Below are 20026 nucleotides of genomic sequence, written 5' to 3' on the forward strand. Positions count from 1 at the left end.
CTCAGGTCGGAGAAATTGAACAGGTCACCAAGGTCGAGCAGTTGCTGTTGGATGGGCACAAAAAATCCGATGCCAGAAGACTGGCATCGGATTCTGATTGGCTCAGCTGCTTAAGTGAACAGCATTAGGGCATTGCCCGGCCTTTTCATCAACCGAGGGCGCGTGCCTTCAGCTCACCCTGCTCGTGCAGGGTCACGAAACGCCCCTTGTCATCCCTGCCAAGCTGCGCCAATGCCACCTGCGGATCGTGGGTGAAGAACAGCCGCACGTTGCGCGCCAGCTTGTCTTCCAGGAACTGCCGCTTCTCGTCGATCAGCAGCTCGGCATTGCGGTCATAGCCCATGGTGATCGGCACGTGTACCCATGAGCGACCCGGGATCAGGTCGGCACAGAACACCACGCCACCATGCGCACTTTCGCCTGGATGCGCGTGACCGACGATCTCGGCCAGCATCAGCCCCGGTGTATGCCCGTCGCTGTAACTGAAGCGCACGCTGCGGCCGAGCGCCTTCGAGTACTCCCCGTCCACCACTTCCAACCGGCCACTGGCCTGCAGCAGGCCCGGCAGTTCCGGAATGAAGCTGGCGCGATCGCGCGGGTGTGGCTGCACGGCGCGCTGCCAATGCTGCGCGCCGACCACATAGGTTGCGTTGGGGAACAGCAGCTCAGGCTCACGTCCTTCGCTCCATGCCGCCAGCAGGCCACCGGCATGATCGAAATGCAGGTGGCTGAGCACCACCACGTCGATATCCTCGTGCTCGAAGCCGGCTTCGCGCAGCGAATCGATCAGCACGTGCTGGCTTTCCTGCACACCGTAGCGTTCGCGCATGCGCGGATCGAAGAACGCCCCGATACCGGTTTCAAACAGCACCGTCTTGCCTTCCAGCGGGCTGGCAAGCAGCGCACGGCAGGCCAGCTCGATGCGATTGAGCTCGTCCGGTGCCGCCCATTTTTCCCACAACGCGCGCGGCGCGTTGCCGAACATCGCGCCGCCATCGAGGCGCTGCGAGTTTCCACGAATAGACCAGAGTTTCATGTGTCGATTATCGGCGCCGGCTCGTTAAATAATCGCTAGAAGGGAAACAGAAAACCCCGCCGGCAAAGGCGGGGTTTCGATAATCAGCCGGATTGCCGGCCAGCAGCCGGCACCACCGGATCAGTGTGCCGGCACCACCTGGGCACTGCCGACCGGATTGCGCGGGTCGCTGCCGCCGAACAGCTTGTTGGACCTGCGGTCCCATTCCACGGTCTGCAGGTTGCCCCACACGTGGCTGGAACCGCGGCCACCCGCGGCGACATTGCCCGGCAGGTCGATCTTGTGGCCCATCGCCTGCAGCTGCTTCACCGTCGCCGCGTCGAACGCATCGTCCTCGGCTTCGATCAGGTCCGGCAGCCACTGGTGGTGGTAGCGCGGCAGTGCGGCAACCTGCTGCGCATCCAGGCCTTCGTCGTAGCCGAGGATGCCCAGCAGCACCATGGTGATGATGCGGCTGCCACCCGGGGTGCCCAGCACCACCACCTTGTCGGCGTTCTCCATGAAGGTCGGCGTCATCGAGCTGAGCATGCGCTTGCCCGGCTTCGGCGCATTGGCTTCATAGCCCATCACGCCGAACGCATTGGGCGTGCCCGGCTTCAGCGCGAAGTCGTCCATCTCGTTGTTCAGCAGCACGCCGGTGCCCTTGGGAATCAGCCCCGAGCCGTACAGCAGGTTGACGGTCTGGGTGGCGCCGACGCGGTTGCCGTCGCGGTCGATGATCGAGAAGTGCGTGGTCTCGTCGTCTTCCAGCGGCGTCGGGTTGCCCGACAGCAGGTCGCTGGGCGTGGCCTTCTCCGGATGGATGGTCGCCCGCAGGCCCTGTGCGTAGTCCTTGCTGGTCAGCACCTTCTGCGGGATCTGCACGAAGTCCGGATCGCCGAGGAAGAAGGTGCGGTCACGGTAGGCGCGACGCATCGACTCCACCACCAGATGGGTGCGGTGCGCCGGGTCCATTTTCCTGATATCCCAGCCTTCCAGGATCTGCAGCATGCTGGCCAGCGCGATGCCACCGGACGACGGCGGCGGCGCAGTGGTGATCTTCCAGCCGTTGTAGTTGAACACGATCGGCTCGCGCTGCTTCACGCGGTAACCGGCCAGCTCTTCAGCGGTCCACTTGCCGCCGGCCTGCTTCACGCCGGCCAGCAACAGCGTTCCGGTCTGGCCCTTGTAGAAGCCATCGAAGCCACCTGCGGCCAGGCGCTCCAGCGTCTGTGCCAGCTCCGGCTGCTTGAACAGGTCACCGCTGGCGATCGGCTTGCCGTTGCGCAGGTAGACCTCGCGCGTTCCGGGATAGCGCTCCATCACCTCACGGCGCGAGGCATAGCCCTTGGCCATGCGGTCATACACCGGGAAGCCTTCGCGCGCGATGCGGATGGCCGGCTGCAGCGAGGCCGCCAATGGCAGCTTGCCGTGCTTGGCCGACAGCTCGACCAGCGCTGCAGGCAGGCCCGGGATACCGGCCGACCAGGCGCCATTTACCGAGCGGTCACGGTCGAGGTTGCCCTGCTTGTCGAGGAACGCCTGCGGGGTTGCTGCAGCCGGCGCGGTCTCGCGCGCGTCCAGCATCACGTCCTTGCCGGTGGCCGCATCGTGCAGCAGAAAGAAGCCACCACCGCCCAGGCCGGAACTGATCGGCTCGACCACCGCCAGCGTGGACGATACCGCCACCGCGGCATCGAAGGCGTTGCCGCCCTGCGCCAGGATGTCGATGCCCGCCTGGGTGGCCAGCGCATGGCCGCTGGCAATGGCCGCTCCATCGGGGCGCTCGGCACGGGCCGGGCTGTCGGCCCAGGCAATCGGGCTCAGCAGCAGGCCGAGCAGCAACAGGGGGCGGACGATCAGCGTCTTCATTCGGATGGGGGCTCCGCGTAGAGTTCGGGGTGATCGTGCTGCAGCTGGCGCAGCTTGGCCAGCAGCTGGTCTTCCGTTTCCACGATCTCCGGGTCCGGGTCGATGCACTCGACCGGGCAGACGACCACGCACTGTGGCTCGTCGAAATGACCCACGCATTCGGTGCAGCGCGCAGGGTCGATCACGTAGATGGTTTCACCCATCGCAATGGCCTGGTTCGGGCAGGCCGGCTCGCATACGTCGCAGTTGACGCAGAGCTCGTTGATTTTCAGCGACACGGCGATACTCCTCGCCCGCGCCCTGGGACAAAGGACCGGCCAGCGCGGGCGCGCGGGCCGGTCAGGTCATCAGCGGCGCCCTTGCAGGACGCCGCCCGGGCCATGCCGGAGCATGGCCGCCATGGCTCGGTATTACTTGGCTTCGACGAAAATGTATTCGGCACCGGTCGGCTGGATCGCAGCCTGTACGCGGGCGTTGTCGGCCGACTGGCCGATGAAGACGACGCGCACGCCCTTCATCGAATCCGGCGACACGTCCTTGAACACGGCCTGGATCATGTCAGCCATCTTGCCCGAGGCCGACGAACCGAAGGCCAGCATGTTGCCCGGCTGCACGCCACGGGCCACGGCCTGGGTCGCGCTCTCGGTCTGGCGCTCGTACTTGGCCTGGAAGTCCGGGTCCGATTCCGGCGAGAGGTAGTACAGGAACGGGCTGTTGGTGATGTTGCCCATGTTCTGGATCGCCACTTCCTGCAGGTACTTCTTCCAGCCTGCATCATCGTCCTTGGACGGAGCGACCAGGGCCTGCTTGGCCTCGTCGACCGGAGCGGCCTCTTCCTTCTTGCAGGCGGTGAAGGCCAGGGCCAACGAAGCGATCAGCATCGCGCGCATGGTGGTGTTCATGGGTTTCCTCCCGGAATGGTGCGTGGTGTTGTACGTAATGGGGTGCGGGTACAGCGGGGCTTACGACTGTGCCGCCTTTGCTTCGCGGACCTTGCGCAGGGCTTCGAGCACCGCGGCCGGCACGAAGCCGGACACGTCGCCGCCCAGGCGCGCGATCTCGCGGACCAGCGAGGACGAAATGAAGCTGTGCTGCTCGGCCGGGGTCAGGAACAGGGTCTCGACCTCGGGGATCAGGTGCCGGTTCATGCTGGCCATCTGGAACTCGTACTCAAAGTCGGACACCGCGCGCAGGCCGCGCAGCAGCACCCCGCCCTGGACCGAACGTACGAAATGCGCCAGCAGGGTATCGAAGCCGATGACCTCGACGTTGCTGTGGTGGGCCAGCGCGCCACGCGCCAGCTGCACGCGCTGCTCCAGCGGCAGCGCCGGGCCCTTGGACGGGCTCTGCGCCACGCCGACCACGACCTTTTCGAACAGCGGCGCGGCCCGGCTCACCAGGTCGATATGACCATTGGTGATGGGGTCGAACGTGCCGGGGTAAACGGCGATGCGGCGATTGGCCACGGTCATGGGCGGTTGCAGATGTTCAGATGAGGTCAAAGTGTAGCAGTGGCGCGGCGGTACAGGGCAAAGCGCACCTCGCGGGTGCCGCCCTCGCGGTGCAGCAGCCAGTCCGGCGGCAGCACCGGCACGTGGCCGGCCGGCGATTCCAGGTACAGCCAGGCATCGGCGGCCAGATGCCGCGGGAGCTGGGCCAGCACGTCCTGCCACAGGCCGTCGGCGAACGGCGGGTCGACGAAGACCAGATCGGCCTGCTGCGCCGGCGCGCCCTGCAGCCAGCGCAGGGCATCGGCCTGCACGACGCTGATCTGGTCGCTGGCCTGCAGCTTGGTCACGGCAGCGGTCAGATTGCGTCCCAGCTGCGCGTCGCGTTCGACCAGGGTGGCGTGTGCGGCACCGCGCGAGACCGCCTCCAGGCCCAGTGCGCCACTGCCGGCGAACAGGTCCAGCACGCGGGCCCCACCGAGCCTGGGCATCAGCCAGTTGAACAGGGTCTCGCGCACGCGGTCGCTGCTGGGCCGCAGCCCCGGCAGGGTCGGCACCGGCAGGCGGGTATTGCGCCAGCGCCCGCCGATGATGCGGACCTGGCCGTCATTGCCGCCACGGCCGCTCATCGGCGCCCCCGGCGGGAGGTATTCGAGAATTTCAGCATGAGCGGGATTGTAGTCGTCCGGGCAGCGCCCGGGGATGCGTCGAATCAACGGTCACCGCAGGTCACCTGGGGGGCATGGGACTCCAATGTCGGGATCACGCCCCAGCCAGGTCGACTCCATCGCTCTGAAACATCCGCGCATTGACCAGACTCTCTACGAACTCGGCCACTTCCCAAAGATCATGAGGCTTGATCTTCGCTGGGGACCAATACTGTCCATGGGCAATCCAGTGCCGCAGCTGGAATGCGCTGTTGATACGGTCGTACTGGTGATGGGTCAGCACACCCTGCTGCAGCCAGGCCTTGACGATGTCGTCCATGAGCGCGGCCTTGTTGCGCTTGCGATTGAACAACCTGATGAGGACCCTGGACAGTCCATCCTTGAGCTTCAGACGCTTTCTGTTTGCGTAGTCCAATCGGAAACATGCTTCCAGAAAGGCCAGCAACGCCATCATGTCCCGATTTTGCTGGACTTGGACGCATGCCTTGCGGCGCTTTTCGAGCTCCTGCCGGGATAGGTCCGAGTTGTCAGGATTGTCTTCGGAAAAGAGCAGGTCGATCGCTGCGCGTGTGGTGGCGTGATGTCCCATCACGTGCATGTAATTGGGAAGATCGGGATTAACGACGAGCGGATTGGCCACGGGCAACATCCATGATGGCCGACTGCAGTGCTTCCGGATCCAGAGCGCTGTAGCGGATCAGGGGCGGAGACGTGGACACTTTCCAGACGTACGCAGCCAGATCCATCGGTTTCGGCTGCTTGTCGAGGCGAGCCCCTTCGGAAGCGGTCGACCCGACAAGTATCGGTCGATCTGCATCCGGCAAGGTCAGCACGAAGCGGACTTTGCCGTGCGGCCCCACGAGGTCCACACGCCCAGGCGACCCCAGCAGGATCGTCCCTACCGGAACGAAGCGTACGCTGCTGTTTCCCAGGTCGATGTTCAGACTCGGCACTTCGTAACTGCCCAGCAACTCTTCACGGAGCTCCATGCTGGACACACGGACCCCCATGGCGCCGCGCTCTATGTACGGAAAAAGAATTTCCTGGACAGTCGCATAGAGAATCTGGATTTTCTCCAGCCATTGAGCCTTGCGGTCAACCAAGTTGCCGCGTTCGGCCTTCCCTGCATTCTGCTCCCTGAGGAACTGATCGAAATCCAGATGCCTTGCCATGGTGATTATCGCCATCGAACCGCCCCGCTGAATTGTCTCACGACCCTGACCGGCTTTCCTGGGCAAGACAAGAGATTGAATACGACAATCTGGGCGCCCCCCTTGGATCAGCCCATCGTGTGCCTGGCTGACGCGACCCTGGGGCTGACCGACCGCCTTGAGCAGGGCCAAATGCGACCCACGCGAGTGATGGCAGCGAACGGTCAAGGCAATCCAACGCGATTCACGCCCCCCCCCCCCGCTCGCCCCCTTGATTTCGGGACAATCAGCCATACCCCTTGGCGAGGCCGCACGCGCTGGCGCGGCATTGCACACGGAGCCTTATCGATGACCGAGACCACCCAGACCGAAACCCTTGGCTTCCAGACCGAAGTCAAGCAGCTGCTGCAGCTGATGATCCACTCGCTGTACTCCAACAAGGAGATCTTCCTCCGCGAGCTGGTCTCCAACGCCGCCGATGCCGCTGACAAGCTGCGCTTCGAAGCCCTGACCCAGCCGGCACTGCTGGAAGGCGACAGCGAACTGCACGTGCGCGTCAGCGTCGACCCCACCGCCCACACCATCACCATCGAAGACAACGGCATCGGCATGAGCCGCGCCGAAGCCATCGCCCACCTCGGCACGATTGCAAAGTCCGGCACCGGCGATTTCCTGCGCCAGATGTCCGGCGACCAGAAGAAGGATTCGCAGCTGATCGGCCAGTTCGGCGTCGGCTTCTACAGTGCCTTCATCGTCGCCGACGAAGTGGAAGTGACCTCGCGCCGCGCTGGCCTGGCTGCAGGGGAAGGCGTGCGCTGGACCTCGCGCGGCGAAGGCGATTTCGAAGTCGCCACGGTCGACAAGGCCGAGCGCGGCACCCGCATCGTGCTGCACCTGAAGGAAGGCGAGCACGACTTCGCCGATGGCTGGCGCCTGCGCAGCATTCTCAAGAAGTATTCGGACCACATCGGCCTGCCGATCCAGATGCCCAAGGAGGGCGAAGACGGCGCTGCCGGCGAGTGGGAGACCGTCAACCGCGCCAGCGCGCTGTGGACCCGCCCGCGCACTGAGATCAGCGACGCCGAGTACACCGAGTTCTACAAGCACGTGGCACACGACCACAGCGATCCGCTGGCATGGAGCCACAACAAGGTCGAGGGCAAGCTGGAGTACACCTCGCTGCTGTATGTGCCCGGCCGCGCACCGTTCGACCTGTATCACCGCGATGCACCCAAGGGCCTGAAGCTGTACGTGCAGCGCGTGTTCGTGATGGACCAGGCCGAGCAGTTCCTGCCGCTGTACCTGCGCTTCATCAAGGGTGTGGTCGACTCCAACGACCTGTCGCTGAACGTCTCGCGCGAGATCCTGCAGTCCGGCCCGGTCATCGATTCGATGAAGGCGGCGCTGACCAAGCGCTCGCTGGACATGCTGGAAAAGCTGGCCGCCGACAAGCCGGAGCAGTACGCCACGTTCTGGAAGGAATTCGGCCAGGTGCTGAAGGAAGGCCCGGCCGAGGACTACAACAACCGCGAGAAGGTGGCCGGCCTGCTGCGCTTCGCCTCCACCCGTGGCGACGGCGATGCGCAGACCGTGTCGCTGGCCGACTACCTCGGCCGCATGACCGAAGGCCAGGACAAGATCTACTACCTGACCGGCGAGAGCTACAGCCAGGTGCGCAACAGCCCGCACCTGGAAGTGTTCCGCAAGAAGGGCGTGGAAGTGCTGCTGCTGACCGACCGCATCGACGAGTGGCTGATGGGCTACCTGACCGATTTCGACGGCAAGGGCTTCGTCGACATCGCCCGTGGTGACCTCGACCTGGGCGCGCTGGAAACCGAAGCGGACAAGCAGGAACAGGAAGCGGCGGCCAAGGACAAGCAGGGCCTGGTCGAGCGCCTGAAGACGGTGCTGGGTGATGACGTGGCCGAAGTGCGCGTCTCGCACCGCCTGACCGATTCGCCGGCGGTACTGGCCATCGGCGAACAGGACCTGGGCCTGCAGATGCGCCAGATCCTGGAGGCCAGCGGCCAGAAGGTACCGGACAGCAAGCCGGTGCTGGAGATCAACCCGGGCCACCCGCTGATCGCCAAGCTCGACGCCGAAGCCGATGGCGCGCGTTTCGACGACCTCGGCCGGGTGCTGTTCGACCAGGCTGCGTTGGCCGCCGGCGACAGCCTGAAGGACCCGGGTGCCTATGTGGCGCGCCTGAACAAGCTGCTGCTGGAGCTGTCGGTCTGATCGAGGCGGTGGTCGCCGGGCATGGCCCGGCGCTACCGGGTGCTGGTGGATGCCAACCTTGGTTGGCATTCCTGCTTTGGTAGGTGCCAACCTTGGTTGGCACTGTTGCCCTGGTAGAGGCCAACCTTGGTTGGCGCCCCAAAAGCGTGCCAACCAAGGTTGGCACCTACCAGGGCGGGTCGAGCGTGCCAACCAAGGTTGGCACCTACCAGGCTGGGTCGAAGCGTGCCGACCAAGGTTGGCACCCACCAGGGGGCGGCGGTTGGCACCTGCCAAAACGGTGTTGCTCAGGCGTCCCGATCCAGCAGTGAGCCCAGCATTTGGTCCTGGCGGCGGATCACTGCAGCATTGGCGGCGAAGGCCACGACCTCGGCTTTCGCGGCCAGCAGATCACCCAGCGGCGCGCCGGCATCGGCGCCGATGGACGCCACCGAAGCCTGCACCCCACCCTGCTCGGTGGGAATGCGCTGCAACTGCAGGTGCTGGGCATCCGGGGTCGCCAGGTTGGCCACGTTGTGCGCGGCCACCTGCACGCCCTGCTGGGCCGCACGCATCCCGCTGAGGGCGATTCCCATCACGTTGTCCATGGCGGTCTCCGGGCCGCCCTGCGCAGCCCTCCGGACCGGTTAGCGGCCGGTGGGCCGCGACCTTGAGTCCACATCGGCCCGACAGGCCCGAGTGGTAGCATATCCCTCTGATTTCAGCGCCTTTTGCCAATGCTCAGTTTTTTCCGCCGCAAGAAGCCCCAGGATGCCCCCGTAACGGAGGCACCCAAGACCCAGCACTACTCGGCTGAAGAGCTGGCGGCGGCATTCCCGTCGGCCGCGCCGGTCGAGGACAAGGAGCCGGCGCCGGTAGCAGTACCGGCCGAGCCTGTACCGGTCGAGCCGCCCCCAGCAACCGCCGTTCCGGTCGCTGTCGAGCCCACCCCGGTTGTTCCGGCCCCAGCCGCACCGGTTCCGGCAGCTCCTGCGCCGACGGCTCAGATCGACGTCGCCCCCATCGCGACCCCGGCCATCGAACCGGCACCCGCACCACTGCCTGAGCCCACCCCGGCACCTGCACCGGTCACCGACGACCTGCCTGCCGCCGCCTCGATCGACGCCGTTCCGGCGCCGGCTGGCAAGCCCGGCTGGCGGGAGCGCCTGCGCAACAGCGTCATCGCGCGCAGCTTCGGCGGCCTGTTCTCGCGCAATCCCAAGCTCGACGACGACCTGCTGGACGAGCTGGAAACCGCACTGATCACCGCCGACGTCGGCGTGGGTGCCACCACCGACCTGGTGGAGGGCCTGCGCAAGCGCATGAAGGCGCGTGAATTCGTCGATGCCAACGCTTTGCTTGCCGCGCTGCGTGCCGAACTGATCGCGATCCTGCAGCCGGTGGCCAAGCCGCTGGTGATCGACCGCACCGCCAAGCCCTTCGTGGTGCTGACCGTCGGCGTCAACGGCGTCGGCAAGACCACCACCATCGGCAAGCTGGCCAAGCGCTTCAAGGACGAAGGCCACAGCCTGATGCTGGCCGCCGGTGACACCTTCCGCGCCGCTGCCGTGGCCCAGCTGCAGGCCTGGGGCGAGCGCAACGGCGTGGCCGTGGTCGCGCAGGGTCAGAACGCTGATGCCGCTTCAGTGGCATTCGACGCGCTGCAGGCCGGCAAGGCTCGCGGCACCTCGGTACTGATCGCCGATACCGCCGGCCGCCTGCATACCCAGTCCGGCCTGATGAACGAGCTGGGCAAGATCCGCCGCGTGCTCGGCAAGATCGACCCCACTGCACCGCACGAAGTGCTGATGGTGATCGACGGCACCACTGGCCAGAACGCGCTGTCGCAGCTGCGCCAGTTCAACGCCGCCGTGAACGTTACCGGCCTGGTGGTGACCAAGCTGGACGGCACCGCCAAGGGCGGCGTGGTGTTCGCGCTGGCCCGCGAGTTCGGCATTCCGATCCGTTTCGCCGGCATCGGCGAGCGCCCGGAAGACCTGCGCGTGTTCGATCCGGAAGCCTTCGTCGACGCCCTGCTGCCTGAGGCGCTGGGCGCCTGATACACCGTGCAGCCACGCGTCGCGTGGCTCTACTGAAACCGGTAGAGCCACCCCATGGGTGGCTGCCCACCTCCGGAACACCGATGCCCCGCCAGCCGCACGCCAGCGCCAACACTGCCCAGGAAGACGGCTTCGTCGCCCACCTGCTGCATTGGTTCGACGACCACGGCCGCCACGACCTGCCCTGGCAGCACCCGCGCAGTCCCTACCGGGTCTGGCTGTCGGAAATCATGCTGCAGCAGACCCAGGTGAGTACGGTCATCCCGTATTTCCAGCGGTTCCTGCAGCACTTCCCGACCCTGCCCGACCTTGCCGCCGCCAGCAACGACGCGGTGATGGCGCAGTGGGCCGGGCTCGGCTACTACGCCCGCGCACGCAACCTGCATGCCGCAGCCAAACGGTGCGTGGAACTGCACGACGGCGACCTGCCGCGCGACTTCGATGCATTGCATGCCCTGCCCGGCATCGGCCGCAGCACCGCCGGCGCGATCCTCAGCCAGGCCTGGAACGACCCGTTCGCGATCCTCGACGGCAACGTCAAACGCGTGCTCAGCCGTTACCACGGCATCGAGGGCTTCCCCGGCCTGCCGGCCATCGAGAAGCAGTTGTGGGCCATTGCCGAGGCGCATGTGGCGCAGGTGCCGGATGGGCGCATGGCCGACTACACACAGGCGCAGATGGACCTGGGTGCAACGGTCTGCAGCCGCGCCAAGCCGGCCTGCGTGATCTGCCCGCTGCAGGATGACTGCGTGGCACGGCGCGAATGCCGCACCGCTGAACTACCCAAGCCCAAGCCCAGCAAGACCCTGCCCGAGCGCGAGGCCGTTGCGCTGCTGCTGCGCGACGCTCAGCAGCGCGTGCTGCTGCAGAAGCGGCCGGATACCGGCATCTGGGCGCAGCTGTGGACGCTGCCACAGGCCGAGGCCGGCAGCGTGCTGCAGGACTGGTTCGACCTGCACATCGACGGCTCGCTGGAAGAGGCCGAAGAGCTGCCAGTGCTGCAGCACACCTTCAGCCACTACAAGCTGCATCTGCAGGTATTGTCGCGGCAGGTATACGGACTGCGCGTGGAAGAACCCACGCTGCGCTGGGTCGCCAGCGACGAACTGCACGCGCTGGGCCTGCCGGCACCGATCCGCAAACTGCTCGACGGCGCAACGATCAAGACGCCGAAACGAAATTCCAAGAAACCCCGCAACCACGAGTGAATGCCATGTCCCGAACCGTCTTCTGCCAGTACGAACAACGCGATGCCGAGGGCCTGGACTTCGTGCCCTACCCCGGCGAACTGGGTCAGCGCATCTTCAACAACATCGGCAAGCAGGCCTGGGCTGCGTGGCTGGCGCACCAGACCATGCTGATCAACGAGAACCGCCTGTCGCCGCGCACGCCGGAGCATCGCGCGTTCCTTGAAGGCGAACTGGTCAAGTTCCTGTTCGAGAAGGACGCGGAAAAGCCGGCCGGCTTCACCCCGGAAGCCTGACACACAGGTAATGCCGGCCGCTGGCCGGCAACCTGGCATCTGCGCGATGCCGGCCAGCGGCCGGCACTACCACGCTATTTCGTGCTTTCCTCGCGCTCCTGCACCTGCGCCTGGCGCAGCTCCTGCTCGGAGGCGCGCAGCGCCTTCACGTCCAGCTTGCGGATGCTGTCGATGAAGCACGGCATGCGCGGGCCACCGGCAGGGTCCCGCACCAGCACCTTGTCGAAGCGCGCCGAAACACGGTTCATCTGGCTGGTCAGGCCGATGGCGGTGGCATACGGCAGGTCCTGGCAGGGACCCCTCAATTCCAGCAGATAGGCCTCGCTGGGACGCGTCCACACCGCCAGCGCGCTGTCACCCAGTTCGGTCCAGCCGTTGAGGCTGCCGAAGAACTGCATGTCGTTCTGCGGCGCGCCGGCATGGGCACGGTACAGGTCAAGTTTCTCGGCAGAGCTGAGCCGGCCGGTGGTCGCGCAGGCGGCCAGCGCCAGGCAGAGTCCGGCCATCAGGATCGGGGTCTTCATCGCGATCTCCTCGGGGAACTGTCGCCATCATGCGCCTGCGCAGACAACGCCGGCGCGAAAGCCAGTACCCCATTCAGCAGCCGGTCGGCGGTCGACCCAAGCAGGCCCAAGGCTCCGGATTCCGGTAGTCGCCAACCTTGGTTGGCGCTTGCCCTGCAAGAGCAGCCGACCAAGGTCGGCTTCCACCAAAGCGTGCCCAGCGCCTCAGACGTCGGCGTGGGCCAGCGCGTGCAGGCGCCCCTCGCGCAGCTCCAGCACCCGGTCCAGGCGCCGTGCCAGGCTGCGGTCGTGGGTCACCAGCACCAGGCTGGTATGCCGCGCCCGGTTGAGCTCCAGCATCAGCTCGAACACCGTTGCAGCCGTGCGGTCATCCAGGTTGCCGGTCGGCTCGTCCCCGAGCACGCAGGCCGGATGATTGACCAGCGCACGCGCCACGGCGGCACGCTGGCGTTCGCCACCGGACAGTTCGCCGGGCTTGTGGTCCAGGCGATGGCCAAGGCCGACCGCTTCCAGCAGCGTGGTGGCCCGGCTGCTCGCCTCGGCTACTGCAGTACCGGCCAGCAGCACCGGCATCATCACGTTTTCCAGCGCGGTGAACTCAGGCAGCAGGTGGTGGAACTGGTAGACGAAGCCCAGCGCCTGGTTGCGCAGCAGGCCGCGCGCGGTATCGGACAGCGCTGACATGCGCTGGCCGGTCACATAGACCTCGCCGGCGGTCGGAATGTCCAGGCCACCCAGCAGGTGCAGCAGCGTGCTCTTGCCGGCGCCGGAGGCACCGATGATCGCCACCGTTTCGCCGGCGGTCACGGTCAGATCCAGGCCATCGAACACCGGGGTCTGCATGCGCCCTTCGGCGTAGGTCTTGCCCAGTGCTTCGGCGCGGATCACTTCATCGCCGCGGTTGAAGACCTTATTCATAACGCAGGGCCTCCGCCGGCTGGGTGCGTGCTGCCCGCCAGGCGGGATACAGGGTGGCCAGGAAGCTCATCAGCAGCGCGACCACGGTGATCGCCACCACGTCGCCGGTCTGCATGTCGGTCGGCAGGCCGGTGATGTAGTACACATCCTCCGGCATCAGCTTGACGTTGAACACGCTCTCGATGGCACCGAGGATGCGCTCCAGGTTGAGTGTGAGGGTGATGCCACCGATCAGGCCGGCCAGCGTGCCGAAGATGCCGATCAGCGAACCCTGCACCATGAACACCTGCATCACCCCGCCCGGGGTCAGGCCGAGCGTGCGCAGGATGGCGATGTCAGCCTGCTTGTCAGTGACCAGCATCACCTGCGAGGACACCAGGTTGAACGCGCCCATGGCGATGATCAGCGACAGCAGGATGCCCATCACCACCTTCTCCATGCGCAGCGAGTGGTAGAGGTTGGCGTTCTGCTGGGTCCAGTCACTCACGCGGTACGCACCACCGAGGTTCTGCGCGAGGTCCACGCCCACTTCCAGCGAGCGGTCCATGTCGTGCAGCTTCAGCCGCACGCCGGTGGCGCCATCGGAACGCAGCACGCGCTCCAGGTCCTTCATGTTGGCGAAGCCGACGCCGCGGTCGACCTCGTTGTAGCCGGCCTCGAAGATGCCGCTCACGGTAAAGCGTTTCATCCGTGGCACCGCACCGGCAGGCGTGCCCTGCACTTCGGCGAACGTCACCAGCACCTGATCGCCAACGTCCACGCCTAGCCAGATCGCCAGCTCCTTGCCCAGCAGCAGGTTGAAGCTGCCCGGCGTGAGGCTGTCATAGCTGCCCTTGGTGACCTTCTTGTCGATCACCGATACCTTCGGCTCCAGCGCCGGATCGATGCCCTGGATGATCGCGCCCTGCACGCGCGGGCCGCTGATCATCGACTGGATCTCGATGTACGGCGCAGCACCGGCCACGCGCGGGTCCTTGCTGGCCACGTCGACTACGCGCATCCAGTCCGGCATCGGCTCGCCGTCGCGGCTGATGGTGGTGTGCGCGGTCATCTGCAGCAGGCGGCTGCGGATTTCCTTCTGGAAACCGCTCATCACCGCCAAGGTGGTGATCAGCACCGTGACGCCGAGCGCGATGCCCAGGATCGATGCCATCGAGATGAAGGAGATGAAGCCGTTGCGGCGCTTGGCGCGCAGGTAGCGCAGGCCAATGGCCACGGGAATGGGTTTGAACATGCAGGCACGCCGGTCAATTCAGCTTATGGTGCCATCGACCGGGGCCTACGGGAAACGCCACGTGCGGCCACGGCCAGTCGCAGTTCACGTCGCTGCCCGGAATCGAGCACATCCGGCCAGAACAGCAGGCGCCGGCGGCGCCGATCCTCACGCCAGAGCAACAACAGCCATGGACCACGCACGACCAGCTGGGGTGTATCGGCGTCCTGCCCGGCCACCTGCAGCGGCTCGGGCGGTGCTGGCAGAAGCACCTGCACGCGCGGCCTGCGCTGTCGCCAGGCCAGTTCGGCCAACCCGATGACCCAGGCCAGCACCACCGCGGGCATCAGCAGCCGTGAAGGCAGATCCGATGCACGCAGCAGCCAGGGCGCAGCCAGCAGCACCGCCAACTGGGCGGCAGCCTGCAGCCGCGAGGGGCGCCACTCAAGGCTTGAGGGCGAGGATCTTCTGCATGAGGGGGATCGCGTGCGCATGTGGACAGGCCTCGTAGCCCATGAACCAGCGCCACAACTTATCGTCCTCGCAGTCGAGCAGGAACAGGAAAACCTCGCGCTCTTCGGTCGGCGCAGTGCTCCATTCGTGGTCCAGGTAGCGACCGAACAGCTGGTCCAGCTCACGCATGCCGCGGCGGCAACGCCAGCGCAGCTTCTTCAGCAGAACGTCTTCTTCCATCATGTTTCTCCAGATACAGCAAAGCCACGCATGGCGTGGCTCTACTGGGGTGGCACAGCCACGCGTGGCGTGGCTCTACCGGGTACAGCCAGGCCTGATCAGGCGCGGCGTTCCATCATCAGCTTCTTGATCTCGGCGATCGCCAGCGCCGGGTTCAGGCCCTTCGGGCAGGTCCGGGCGCAGTTCATGATGGTGTGGCAGCGGTACAGCTTGAACGGATCTTCCAGATCGTCCAGGCGTGCACCGGTGTCCTCATCGCGCGAGTCGATGATCCAGCGGTAGGCCTGCAGCAGGATCGCCGGGCCCAGGTAACGCTCGCCGTTCCACCAGTAGCTCGGGCAGCTGGTCGAGCAGCAGGCGCACAGGATGCACTCGTACAGGCCGTCCAGCTTCTTGCGGTCTTCCGGCGACTGCAGGCGCTCACGGTCCGGCGGTGCCGGGGTCTGGGTGCGGATCCACGGCTTGATCGAGGCGTACTGCGCGTAGAAGTGGGTCAGGTCCGGAACCAGATCCTTGACCACGTTCATGTGCGGCAGCGGGTAGATCGGCACTTCCTTCTTGCCGCAGTCCGAGATGGCTCGGGTGCAGGCCAGGGTGTTGGTGCCGTCGATGTTCATCGCGCACGAACCACAGATACCTTCGCGGCAGGAGCGGCGGAAGGTCAGGGTCGGGTCGATCTCGTTCTTGATCTTGATCAGGGCGTCCAGGACCATCGGGCCACAGGCGTCCAGATCGACTTCATAGGTATCGGTGCGCGGGTTGCTGTCGTCGTCCGGACTCCAGCGGTAGATCTTGAAGGTGCGCACGTTCTTGCCGCCGTTCTTGACGGGGAAGTGCTTGCCCTTCGTGATCTTGGAATTCTTGGGGAGTGAAAACTCGGCCATGGCTGCTCTCGTTGGCTCAGGCGGCCCGCGCCCGTGGGCGCGGATTGCATGGTAGGCGGGGTCGGATCAGTACACGCGCGGCTTCGGCGGCACCACGGACACGTCATCGGTCAACGTGTACATGTGCACCGGACGGTAGTCGAAGCTGCACTTGCCCTTCTCGTCGACGCTGACCAGGGTGTGCTTCTGCCAGTTGACGTCGTCGCGGTCCGGATAGTCCTCGTGCGCATGCGCGCCGCGGCTTTCCTTGCGCTGTTCGGCCGAGTTGATCGTCGCCACCGCGTTGAGCAGCAGGTTGTTCAGCTCGTAGGTCTCGATCAGGTCCGAGTTCCAGACCAGCGAACGGTCGGAGACCTTCACGTCCTGGAACGAGTCGAAGATCTTGTCCATCTTCTCGCAGCCTTCCTTCAGCGTCTGACTGGTGCGGAAGACCGCCGCGTCGGCCTGCATGGTGCGCTGCATGCGATCGCGGATGACCGAGGTCGGGGTATCGCCGTTGGCGTGGCGCAGCTTGTCCAGAAGGCCCAGCGCCTTGTCGCAGGCATCGGCCGGCAGCGGCTTGTGCGAAGCGCCCGGCTTGATGGTCTCGGCGCAGCGGTTGGCCACTGCACGACCGAACACCACCAGGTCCAGCAGCGAGTTCGAGCCCAGGCGGTTGGCACCGTGCACCGACACGCAGGCGGCTTCACCGATGGCGTACAGGCCCGGCACGACCGCATCCGGGTTGTCGCCGACCTTGCGCACGACTTCGCCGTGGTAATTGGTCGGGATGCCGCCCATGTTGTAGTGCACGGTCGGGATGACCGGGATCGGCTGCTTGTGCACGTCGACGCCGGCGAAGATGCGGGCGCTTTCTGCGATGCCCGGCAGCTTCTCGTCGATCACGCCCGGGCCAAGGTGGGTCAGGTCGAGCAGGATGTGGTCCTTGTGCTCGCCGACGCCGCGGCCTTCGCGGATCTCGATGGTCATCGAACGGCTGACCACGTCGCGCGAGGCCAGATCCTTGTAGTGCGGTGCATAGCGCTCCATGAAGCGCTCGCCGCTGCTGTTGCGCAGGATGCCGCCTTCACCGCGGACACCCTCGGTGATCAGGCAGCCGGCGCCATAGATGCCGGTCGGGTGGAACTGCACGAACTCCATGTCCTGCATGGCGATGCCGGCACGCATGGCCAGGCCGCCACCGTCGCCGGTGCAGGTGTGCGCCGAGGTGGCGCTGAAGTAGGCACGGCCGTAGCCGCCGGTGGCCAGCACCACGCCCTGGGCGCGGAACAGGTGCAGGGTGCCGTCGGACATGTCCAACGCCAGCACGCCGCGGCAGGCACCTTCGTCATCGAAGATCAGGTCGAGTGCGAAGTACTCGATCATGAAACGTGCGTCGTGCTTCAGCGACTGCTGGTACAGGGTGTGCAGCATCGCGTGGCCGGTACGGTCGGCCGCCGCGCAGGTACGCTGCGCCGCCGGGCCTTCGCCGTACTTGGTGGTCATGCCACCGAACGGACGCTGGTAGATCTTGCCTTCGGCAGTGCGCGAGAACGGCACGCCGTAGTGTTCGAGCTCGATGATGGCCGGAATGGCCTCACGGCACATGTACTCGATGGCGTCCTGGTCGCCCAGCCAGTCCGAGCCCTTGATGGTGTCGAAGAAGTGGTAGCGCCAGTCGTCCTCGCCCATGTTGGCGAGTGCGGCCGAGATACCGCCCTGGGCGGCAACGGTGTGCGAACGGGTCGGGAAGACCTTGGTCAGGCACACGGTCTGCAGGCCCTTGGCGGCCAGGCCGAACGTGGCGCGCAGGCCGGCACCGCCGGCGCCCACCACGACCATGTCGTACTTGTGTTCGGTGATCTTGTAAGCGGACATCTAATCTGGATTCCTGTGTTGGTGCCTGGGCTCAGGCAACGCCGAGGGCGATGCGGCCCACCGCAAACACACTGACGATCATGCCGAGCACGGCGACGAACTTCACCGCGGTCTGCAGCACCAGGGCCAGCAGCGATTCGTGGATGTAGTCTTCCAGCACGACCTGCATGCCGAGCTGCGCGTGCCAGAACATGGCGATCAGCAGGCCGATCAGCGGCACGGCGTTCCACGGCTTGGCCACGGCGGCGGCGGCGGTCGCGTAGTCCGAGCCCAGCAGGCTCAGCACGAAGACCAGGAACCAGATGCCCAGGGCCACCAGGGCGGCGGCGGTCAGGCGCTGGTGCACGAAGTGCTCGGTGCCGGTCTTGGCCGAACCGAGGCCGCGTACGCTCTTCAACGGGGTACGGAACTTGCTCACGCGGCACCTCCGAACATCACATAGGCCCACACCAGCAGGGTGATCACCAGGCTGCCGATGACCGACAGCCAGCTGCTGCGGATGAAGGCGGGGATGCTGAAGCCGATGGCGAAGTCCTGCACCACATGGCGGATGCCATTGCACAGGTGATAGGCGAACGACCATGTCCACGCGAACAGGAACACGCGGCCATACCAGGCCCCGGCGTGGCCGGTGAAGCAGTTCCAGGACTCGGGCCCCATCATCAGGGCCAGCAGGCCGGCGGCGATGATGAGGGCACCAACAGACAGAAAGACGCCAGTGGCTCGATGCAGGATCGAGGTGGCCATCTGAATCTGCCAGCGATACACCTGAAGGTGCGGGGAAAGTGGGCGTTGTCTGGTCGCCATTCGCTGGGCTCGTTGTCTCGGCTGGGCGGCACGCGGCCGCGTTGGCTCAATGCTGATCAGAAATCGATGCAGCGTCCGTTTTTCTCCCAATCGCCGTACCGCACCGGATCAAGTCCGCCGCGGCCGCCGAATTCCTCTGCTTTTTCCTGTTCCACGGGCACGGGTGCCGCGGGGACCAGCGGGGCTTCAGATTCGTCGTCGGGAGTGGGGGTTGTTTGGCCTATCATGTTCGGTCTCGCAACGCACAAATTTTAGACCTCGTTCACGTGCCTGACAACCTGCCCCCTGCTTTCGTCGGATATCCGCGCCTGCCCGGCCACCAGCTGCTGAGCCTGCAAGGCCCGGATGCGGCTGTCTTTGCCCACGCCCAGTTCAGCAGCGATGTCACCGCCCTGCCCCAGCAGCACTGGCAGTGGAGCGCCTGGCTGAGCGCCAAGGGCCGCACCCTGGCGGTGTTCCAGCTGCTTCGGCTGGCCGACGATCACGTGATGCTGGTGCTGGCCGACAGCGATGCCGATGCGATTGCGTCGCAACTGCAGCGCTTCGTGTTCCGCCGCAAGGTGAAGGTGCAGGTGCGCAGCGATCTGGCCGTGGCCGGCGCGTTCACTGCGCCCGAAGCCGCCAGCGGCGCTGCGATTGCGCAGACCGCAGGTGACGGCTGGGAGCTGGACCTGGGCAGCGACGCCCTGCCGCGGACCCTGCGCATTGGCAGCGCCGATACCTTCGCCGCCGGCAGTGAAGCCGATGAGGCCGCTTTCGCACTGGCCTGGCGCCAGGCCGACCTGCGCTACGGCCTGCCCCGGCTGCAAGAAAGCCAGCGCGAAGTGTGGACCCCGCAGCAGCTGGGGTTGGACCGCCTGAACGGTTACAGCGTGAAGAAGGGCTGCTATCCCGGCCAGGAAATCGTCGCCCGCACCCACTTCCTCGGCAAAGCCAAGCGCGCGGTGCAGCTGCTGCATACCGCGGCACCGGCGCAGGCCGGCGATGGCGTGCAGCAGGATGGCGCAGCGCTGGGCACGATTGCCTGCGTGGCCGGCGACCTGGCACTGGCGGTGCTGCCGCTGGAAGCCAGCGACGCTGATCTGCAGGTGGGTGATGCGATCGCGCAGCGCATGCCGTTGCTGGATGGCCTGGCGCGCTGAGCCCGGTGGATGAAGGAATGGTAGTGCCGGCCGCTGGCCGGCAACCATGCATGGTCTGTCTCTTATACACATCT

Annotated in this window: 24 protein-coding genes; 5 read left to right on the forward strand and 19 right to left on the reverse strand. The window is 65.8% G+C overall.

Annotated elements, in window-relative coordinates; genetic code table 11:
- Window positions 1-148: 148 nt before the first annotated feature.
- From AC5O77_RS19935 to AC5O77_RS19970, 8 genes are all read right to left on the reverse strand, one after another.
- Window positions 149-1036: an MBL fold metallo-hydrolase gene (locus AC5O77_RS19935; RefSeq protein ID WP_049400411.1), complete on the reverse strand. Its 888-nt coding sequence runs from the start codon at window positions 1034-1036 to the stop codon at window positions 149-151.
- Between the two features lie 120 nt (window positions 1037-1156).
- The gene (gene ggt / locus AC5O77_RS19940) at window positions 1157-2887 is read right to left on the reverse strand and encodes a gamma-glutamyltransferase (RefSeq protein ID WP_494507101.1); all 1731 of its coding nucleotides are present in this window, start codon (window positions 2885-2887) and stop codon (window positions 1157-1159) included.
- Window positions 2884-3165, reverse strand: coding sequence for a YfhL family 4Fe-4S dicluster ferredoxin (locus AC5O77_RS19945; protein ID WP_004153175.1), 282 nt, complete (start codon window positions 3163-3165; stop codon window positions 2884-2886). Before AC5O77_RS19945 ends, ggt begins: the two co-directional genes overlap by 4 nt.
- A gap of 132 nt (window positions 3166-3297) precedes the next feature.
- Window positions 3298-3789: a hypothetical protein gene (locus tag AC5O77_RS19950; RefSeq protein WP_004153167.1), complete on the reverse strand. Its 492-nt coding sequence runs from the start codon at window positions 3787-3789 to the stop codon at window positions 3298-3300.
- Between the two features lie 60 nt (window positions 3790-3849).
- Complete coding sequence (coaD, locus tag AC5O77_RS19955) at window positions 3850-4359, reverse strand: pantetheine-phosphate adenylyltransferase (protein ID WP_049463242.1); 510 nt, start codon at window positions 4357-4359, stop codon at window positions 3850-3852.
- Window positions 4360-4385: 26 nt separating this feature from the next.
- The gene (gene rsmD / locus AC5O77_RS19960) at window positions 4386-4964 is read right to left on the reverse strand and encodes a 16S rRNA (guanine(966)-N(2))-methyltransferase RsmD (RefSeq protein WP_180836687.1); all 579 of its coding nucleotides are present in this window, start codon (window positions 4962-4964) and stop codon (window positions 4386-4388) included.
- A 133-nt stretch (window positions 4965-5097) separates the two neighbouring features.
- On the reverse strand, window positions 5098-5643 hold the full coding sequence (locus AC5O77_RS19965) for a hypothetical protein (protein WP_125895128.1): 546 nt from the start codon (window positions 5641-5643) through the stop codon (window positions 5098-5100).
- Window positions 5621-6190, reverse strand: a complete 570-nt coding sequence (locus AC5O77_RS19970) for a hypothetical protein (RefSeq protein ID WP_494507102.1) — start codon at window positions 6188-6190, stop codon at window positions 5621-5623. The genes AC5O77_RS19965 and AC5O77_RS19970 overlap by 23 nt, the downstream gene beginning before the upstream one ends.
- Window positions 6191-6502: 312 nt before the next feature.
- On the opposite strand from AC5O77_RS19970, the gene htpG reads away from it, so the two are divergent.
- Complete coding sequence (gene htpG / locus AC5O77_RS19975) at window positions 6503-8392, forward strand: molecular chaperone HtpG (protein ID WP_494507103.1); 1890 nt, start codon at window positions 6503-6505, stop codon at window positions 8390-8392.
- A gap of 287 nt (window positions 8393-8679) precedes the next feature.
- Here htpG and AC5O77_RS19980 read toward each other — a convergent pair whose 3' ends face one another.
- The gene (locus AC5O77_RS19980) at window positions 8680-8979 is read right to left on the reverse strand and encodes a hypothetical protein (RefSeq protein WP_478057039.1); all 300 of its coding nucleotides are present in this window, start codon (window positions 8977-8979) and stop codon (window positions 8680-8682) included.
- A 129-nt stretch (window positions 8980-9108) separates the two neighbouring features.
- Between AC5O77_RS19980 and ftsY the strand changes: the two genes are divergently transcribed.
- The 3 genes from ftsY to AC5O77_RS19995 all read left to right on the forward strand — a co-directional run bounded on the left by ftsY (window position 9109) and on the right by AC5O77_RS19995 (window position 11914).
- Window positions 9109-10431: a signal recognition particle-docking protein FtsY gene (gene ftsY / locus AC5O77_RS19985; RefSeq protein WP_478057040.1), complete on the forward strand. Its 1323-nt coding sequence runs from the start codon at window positions 9109-9111 to the stop codon at window positions 10429-10431.
- A gap of 83 nt (window positions 10432-10514) precedes the next feature.
- A complete protein-coding gene (gene mutY / locus AC5O77_RS19990; RefSeq protein WP_494507104.1) occupies window positions 10515-11639 on the forward strand; it encodes an A/G-specific adenine glycosylase in 1125 nt (374 codons plus the stop codon).
- 5 nt (window positions 11640-11644) lie between these two features.
- Complete coding sequence (locus AC5O77_RS19995; RefSeq protein ID WP_004153160.1) at window positions 11645-11914, forward strand: oxidative damage protection protein; 270 nt, start codon at window positions 11645-11647, stop codon at window positions 11912-11914.
- Between the two features lie 74 nt (window positions 11915-11988).
- Here the strand turns inward: AC5O77_RS19995 and AC5O77_RS20000 are convergent, their stop codons facing one another.
- From AC5O77_RS20000 to AC5O77_RS20045, 10 genes are all read right to left on the reverse strand, one after another.
- On the reverse strand, window positions 11989-12438 hold the full coding sequence (locus AC5O77_RS20000; protein ID WP_049460626.1) for a DUF6491 family protein: 450 nt from the start codon (window positions 12436-12438) through the stop codon (window positions 11989-11991).
- A 204-nt stretch (window positions 12439-12642) separates the two neighbouring features.
- Window positions 12643-13356, reverse strand: coding sequence for a lipoprotein-releasing ABC transporter ATP-binding protein LolD (gene lolD / locus AC5O77_RS20005; RefSeq protein ID WP_005409083.1), 714 nt, complete (start codon window positions 13354-13356; stop codon window positions 12643-12645).
- A complete protein-coding gene (locus tag AC5O77_RS20010) occupies window positions 13349-14590 on the reverse strand; it encodes a lipoprotein-releasing ABC transporter permease subunit (protein ID WP_049434175.1) in 1242 nt (413 codons plus the stop codon). Before AC5O77_RS20010 ends, lolD begins: the two co-directional genes overlap by 8 nt.
- A 23-nt stretch (window positions 14591-14613) precedes the next feature.
- Window positions 14614-15063, reverse strand: a complete 450-nt coding sequence (locus AC5O77_RS20015) for a hypothetical protein (protein WP_071229280.1) — start codon at window positions 15061-15063, stop codon at window positions 14614-14616.
- A complete protein-coding gene (locus AC5O77_RS20020; protein ID WP_005409080.1) occupies window positions 15014-15262 on the reverse strand; it encodes an FAD assembly factor SdhE in 249 nt (82 codons plus the stop codon). The genes AC5O77_RS20015 and AC5O77_RS20020 overlap by 50 nt, the downstream gene beginning before the upstream one ends.
- A gap of 98 nt (window positions 15263-15360) precedes the next feature.
- Window positions 15361-16146, reverse strand: coding sequence for a succinate dehydrogenase iron-sulfur subunit (locus AC5O77_RS20025; RefSeq protein ID WP_005409079.1), 786 nt, complete (start codon window positions 16144-16146; stop codon window positions 15361-15363).
- A 66-nt stretch (window positions 16147-16212) separates the two neighbouring features.
- Window positions 16213-18003 carry a succinate dehydrogenase flavoprotein subunit gene (gene sdhA / locus AC5O77_RS20030; RefSeq protein WP_049445482.1) on the reverse strand — a complete coding sequence of 597 codons (1791 nt, stop codon included), beginning with the start codon at window positions 18001-18003 and terminating at the stop codon, window positions 16213-16215.
- 31 nt (window positions 18004-18034) lie between these two features.
- Complete coding sequence (gene sdhD, locus AC5O77_RS20035; protein WP_024958619.1) at window positions 18035-18421, reverse strand: succinate dehydrogenase, hydrophobic membrane anchor protein; 387 nt, start codon at window positions 18419-18421, stop codon at window positions 18035-18037.
- Complete coding sequence (gene sdhC, locus AC5O77_RS20040; RefSeq protein WP_024958620.1) at window positions 18418-18810, reverse strand: succinate dehydrogenase, cytochrome b556 subunit; 393 nt, start codon at window positions 18808-18810, stop codon at window positions 18418-18420. The genes sdhD and sdhC overlap by 4 nt, the downstream gene beginning before the upstream one ends.
- Before the next feature lie 56 nt (window positions 18811-18866).
- Complete coding sequence (locus AC5O77_RS20045; RefSeq protein ID WP_005409075.1) at window positions 18867-19037, reverse strand: DUF1674 domain-containing protein; 171 nt, start codon at window positions 19035-19037, stop codon at window positions 18867-18869.
- 39 nt (window positions 19038-19076) lie between these two features.
- Here AC5O77_RS20045 and ygfZ point away from each other — a divergent pair, with 39 nt between their 5' ends.
- Entirely contained in the window at window positions 19077-19952 is an 876-nt protein-coding gene (gene ygfZ, locus AC5O77_RS20050) for a CAF17-like 4Fe-4S cluster assembly/insertion protein YgfZ (protein WP_494507105.1), read from the forward strand.
- Window positions 19953-20026 lie beyond the last annotated feature (74 nt).

Source organism: Stenotrophomonas sp. INTA L402-1 (genome assembly GCF_059295135.1).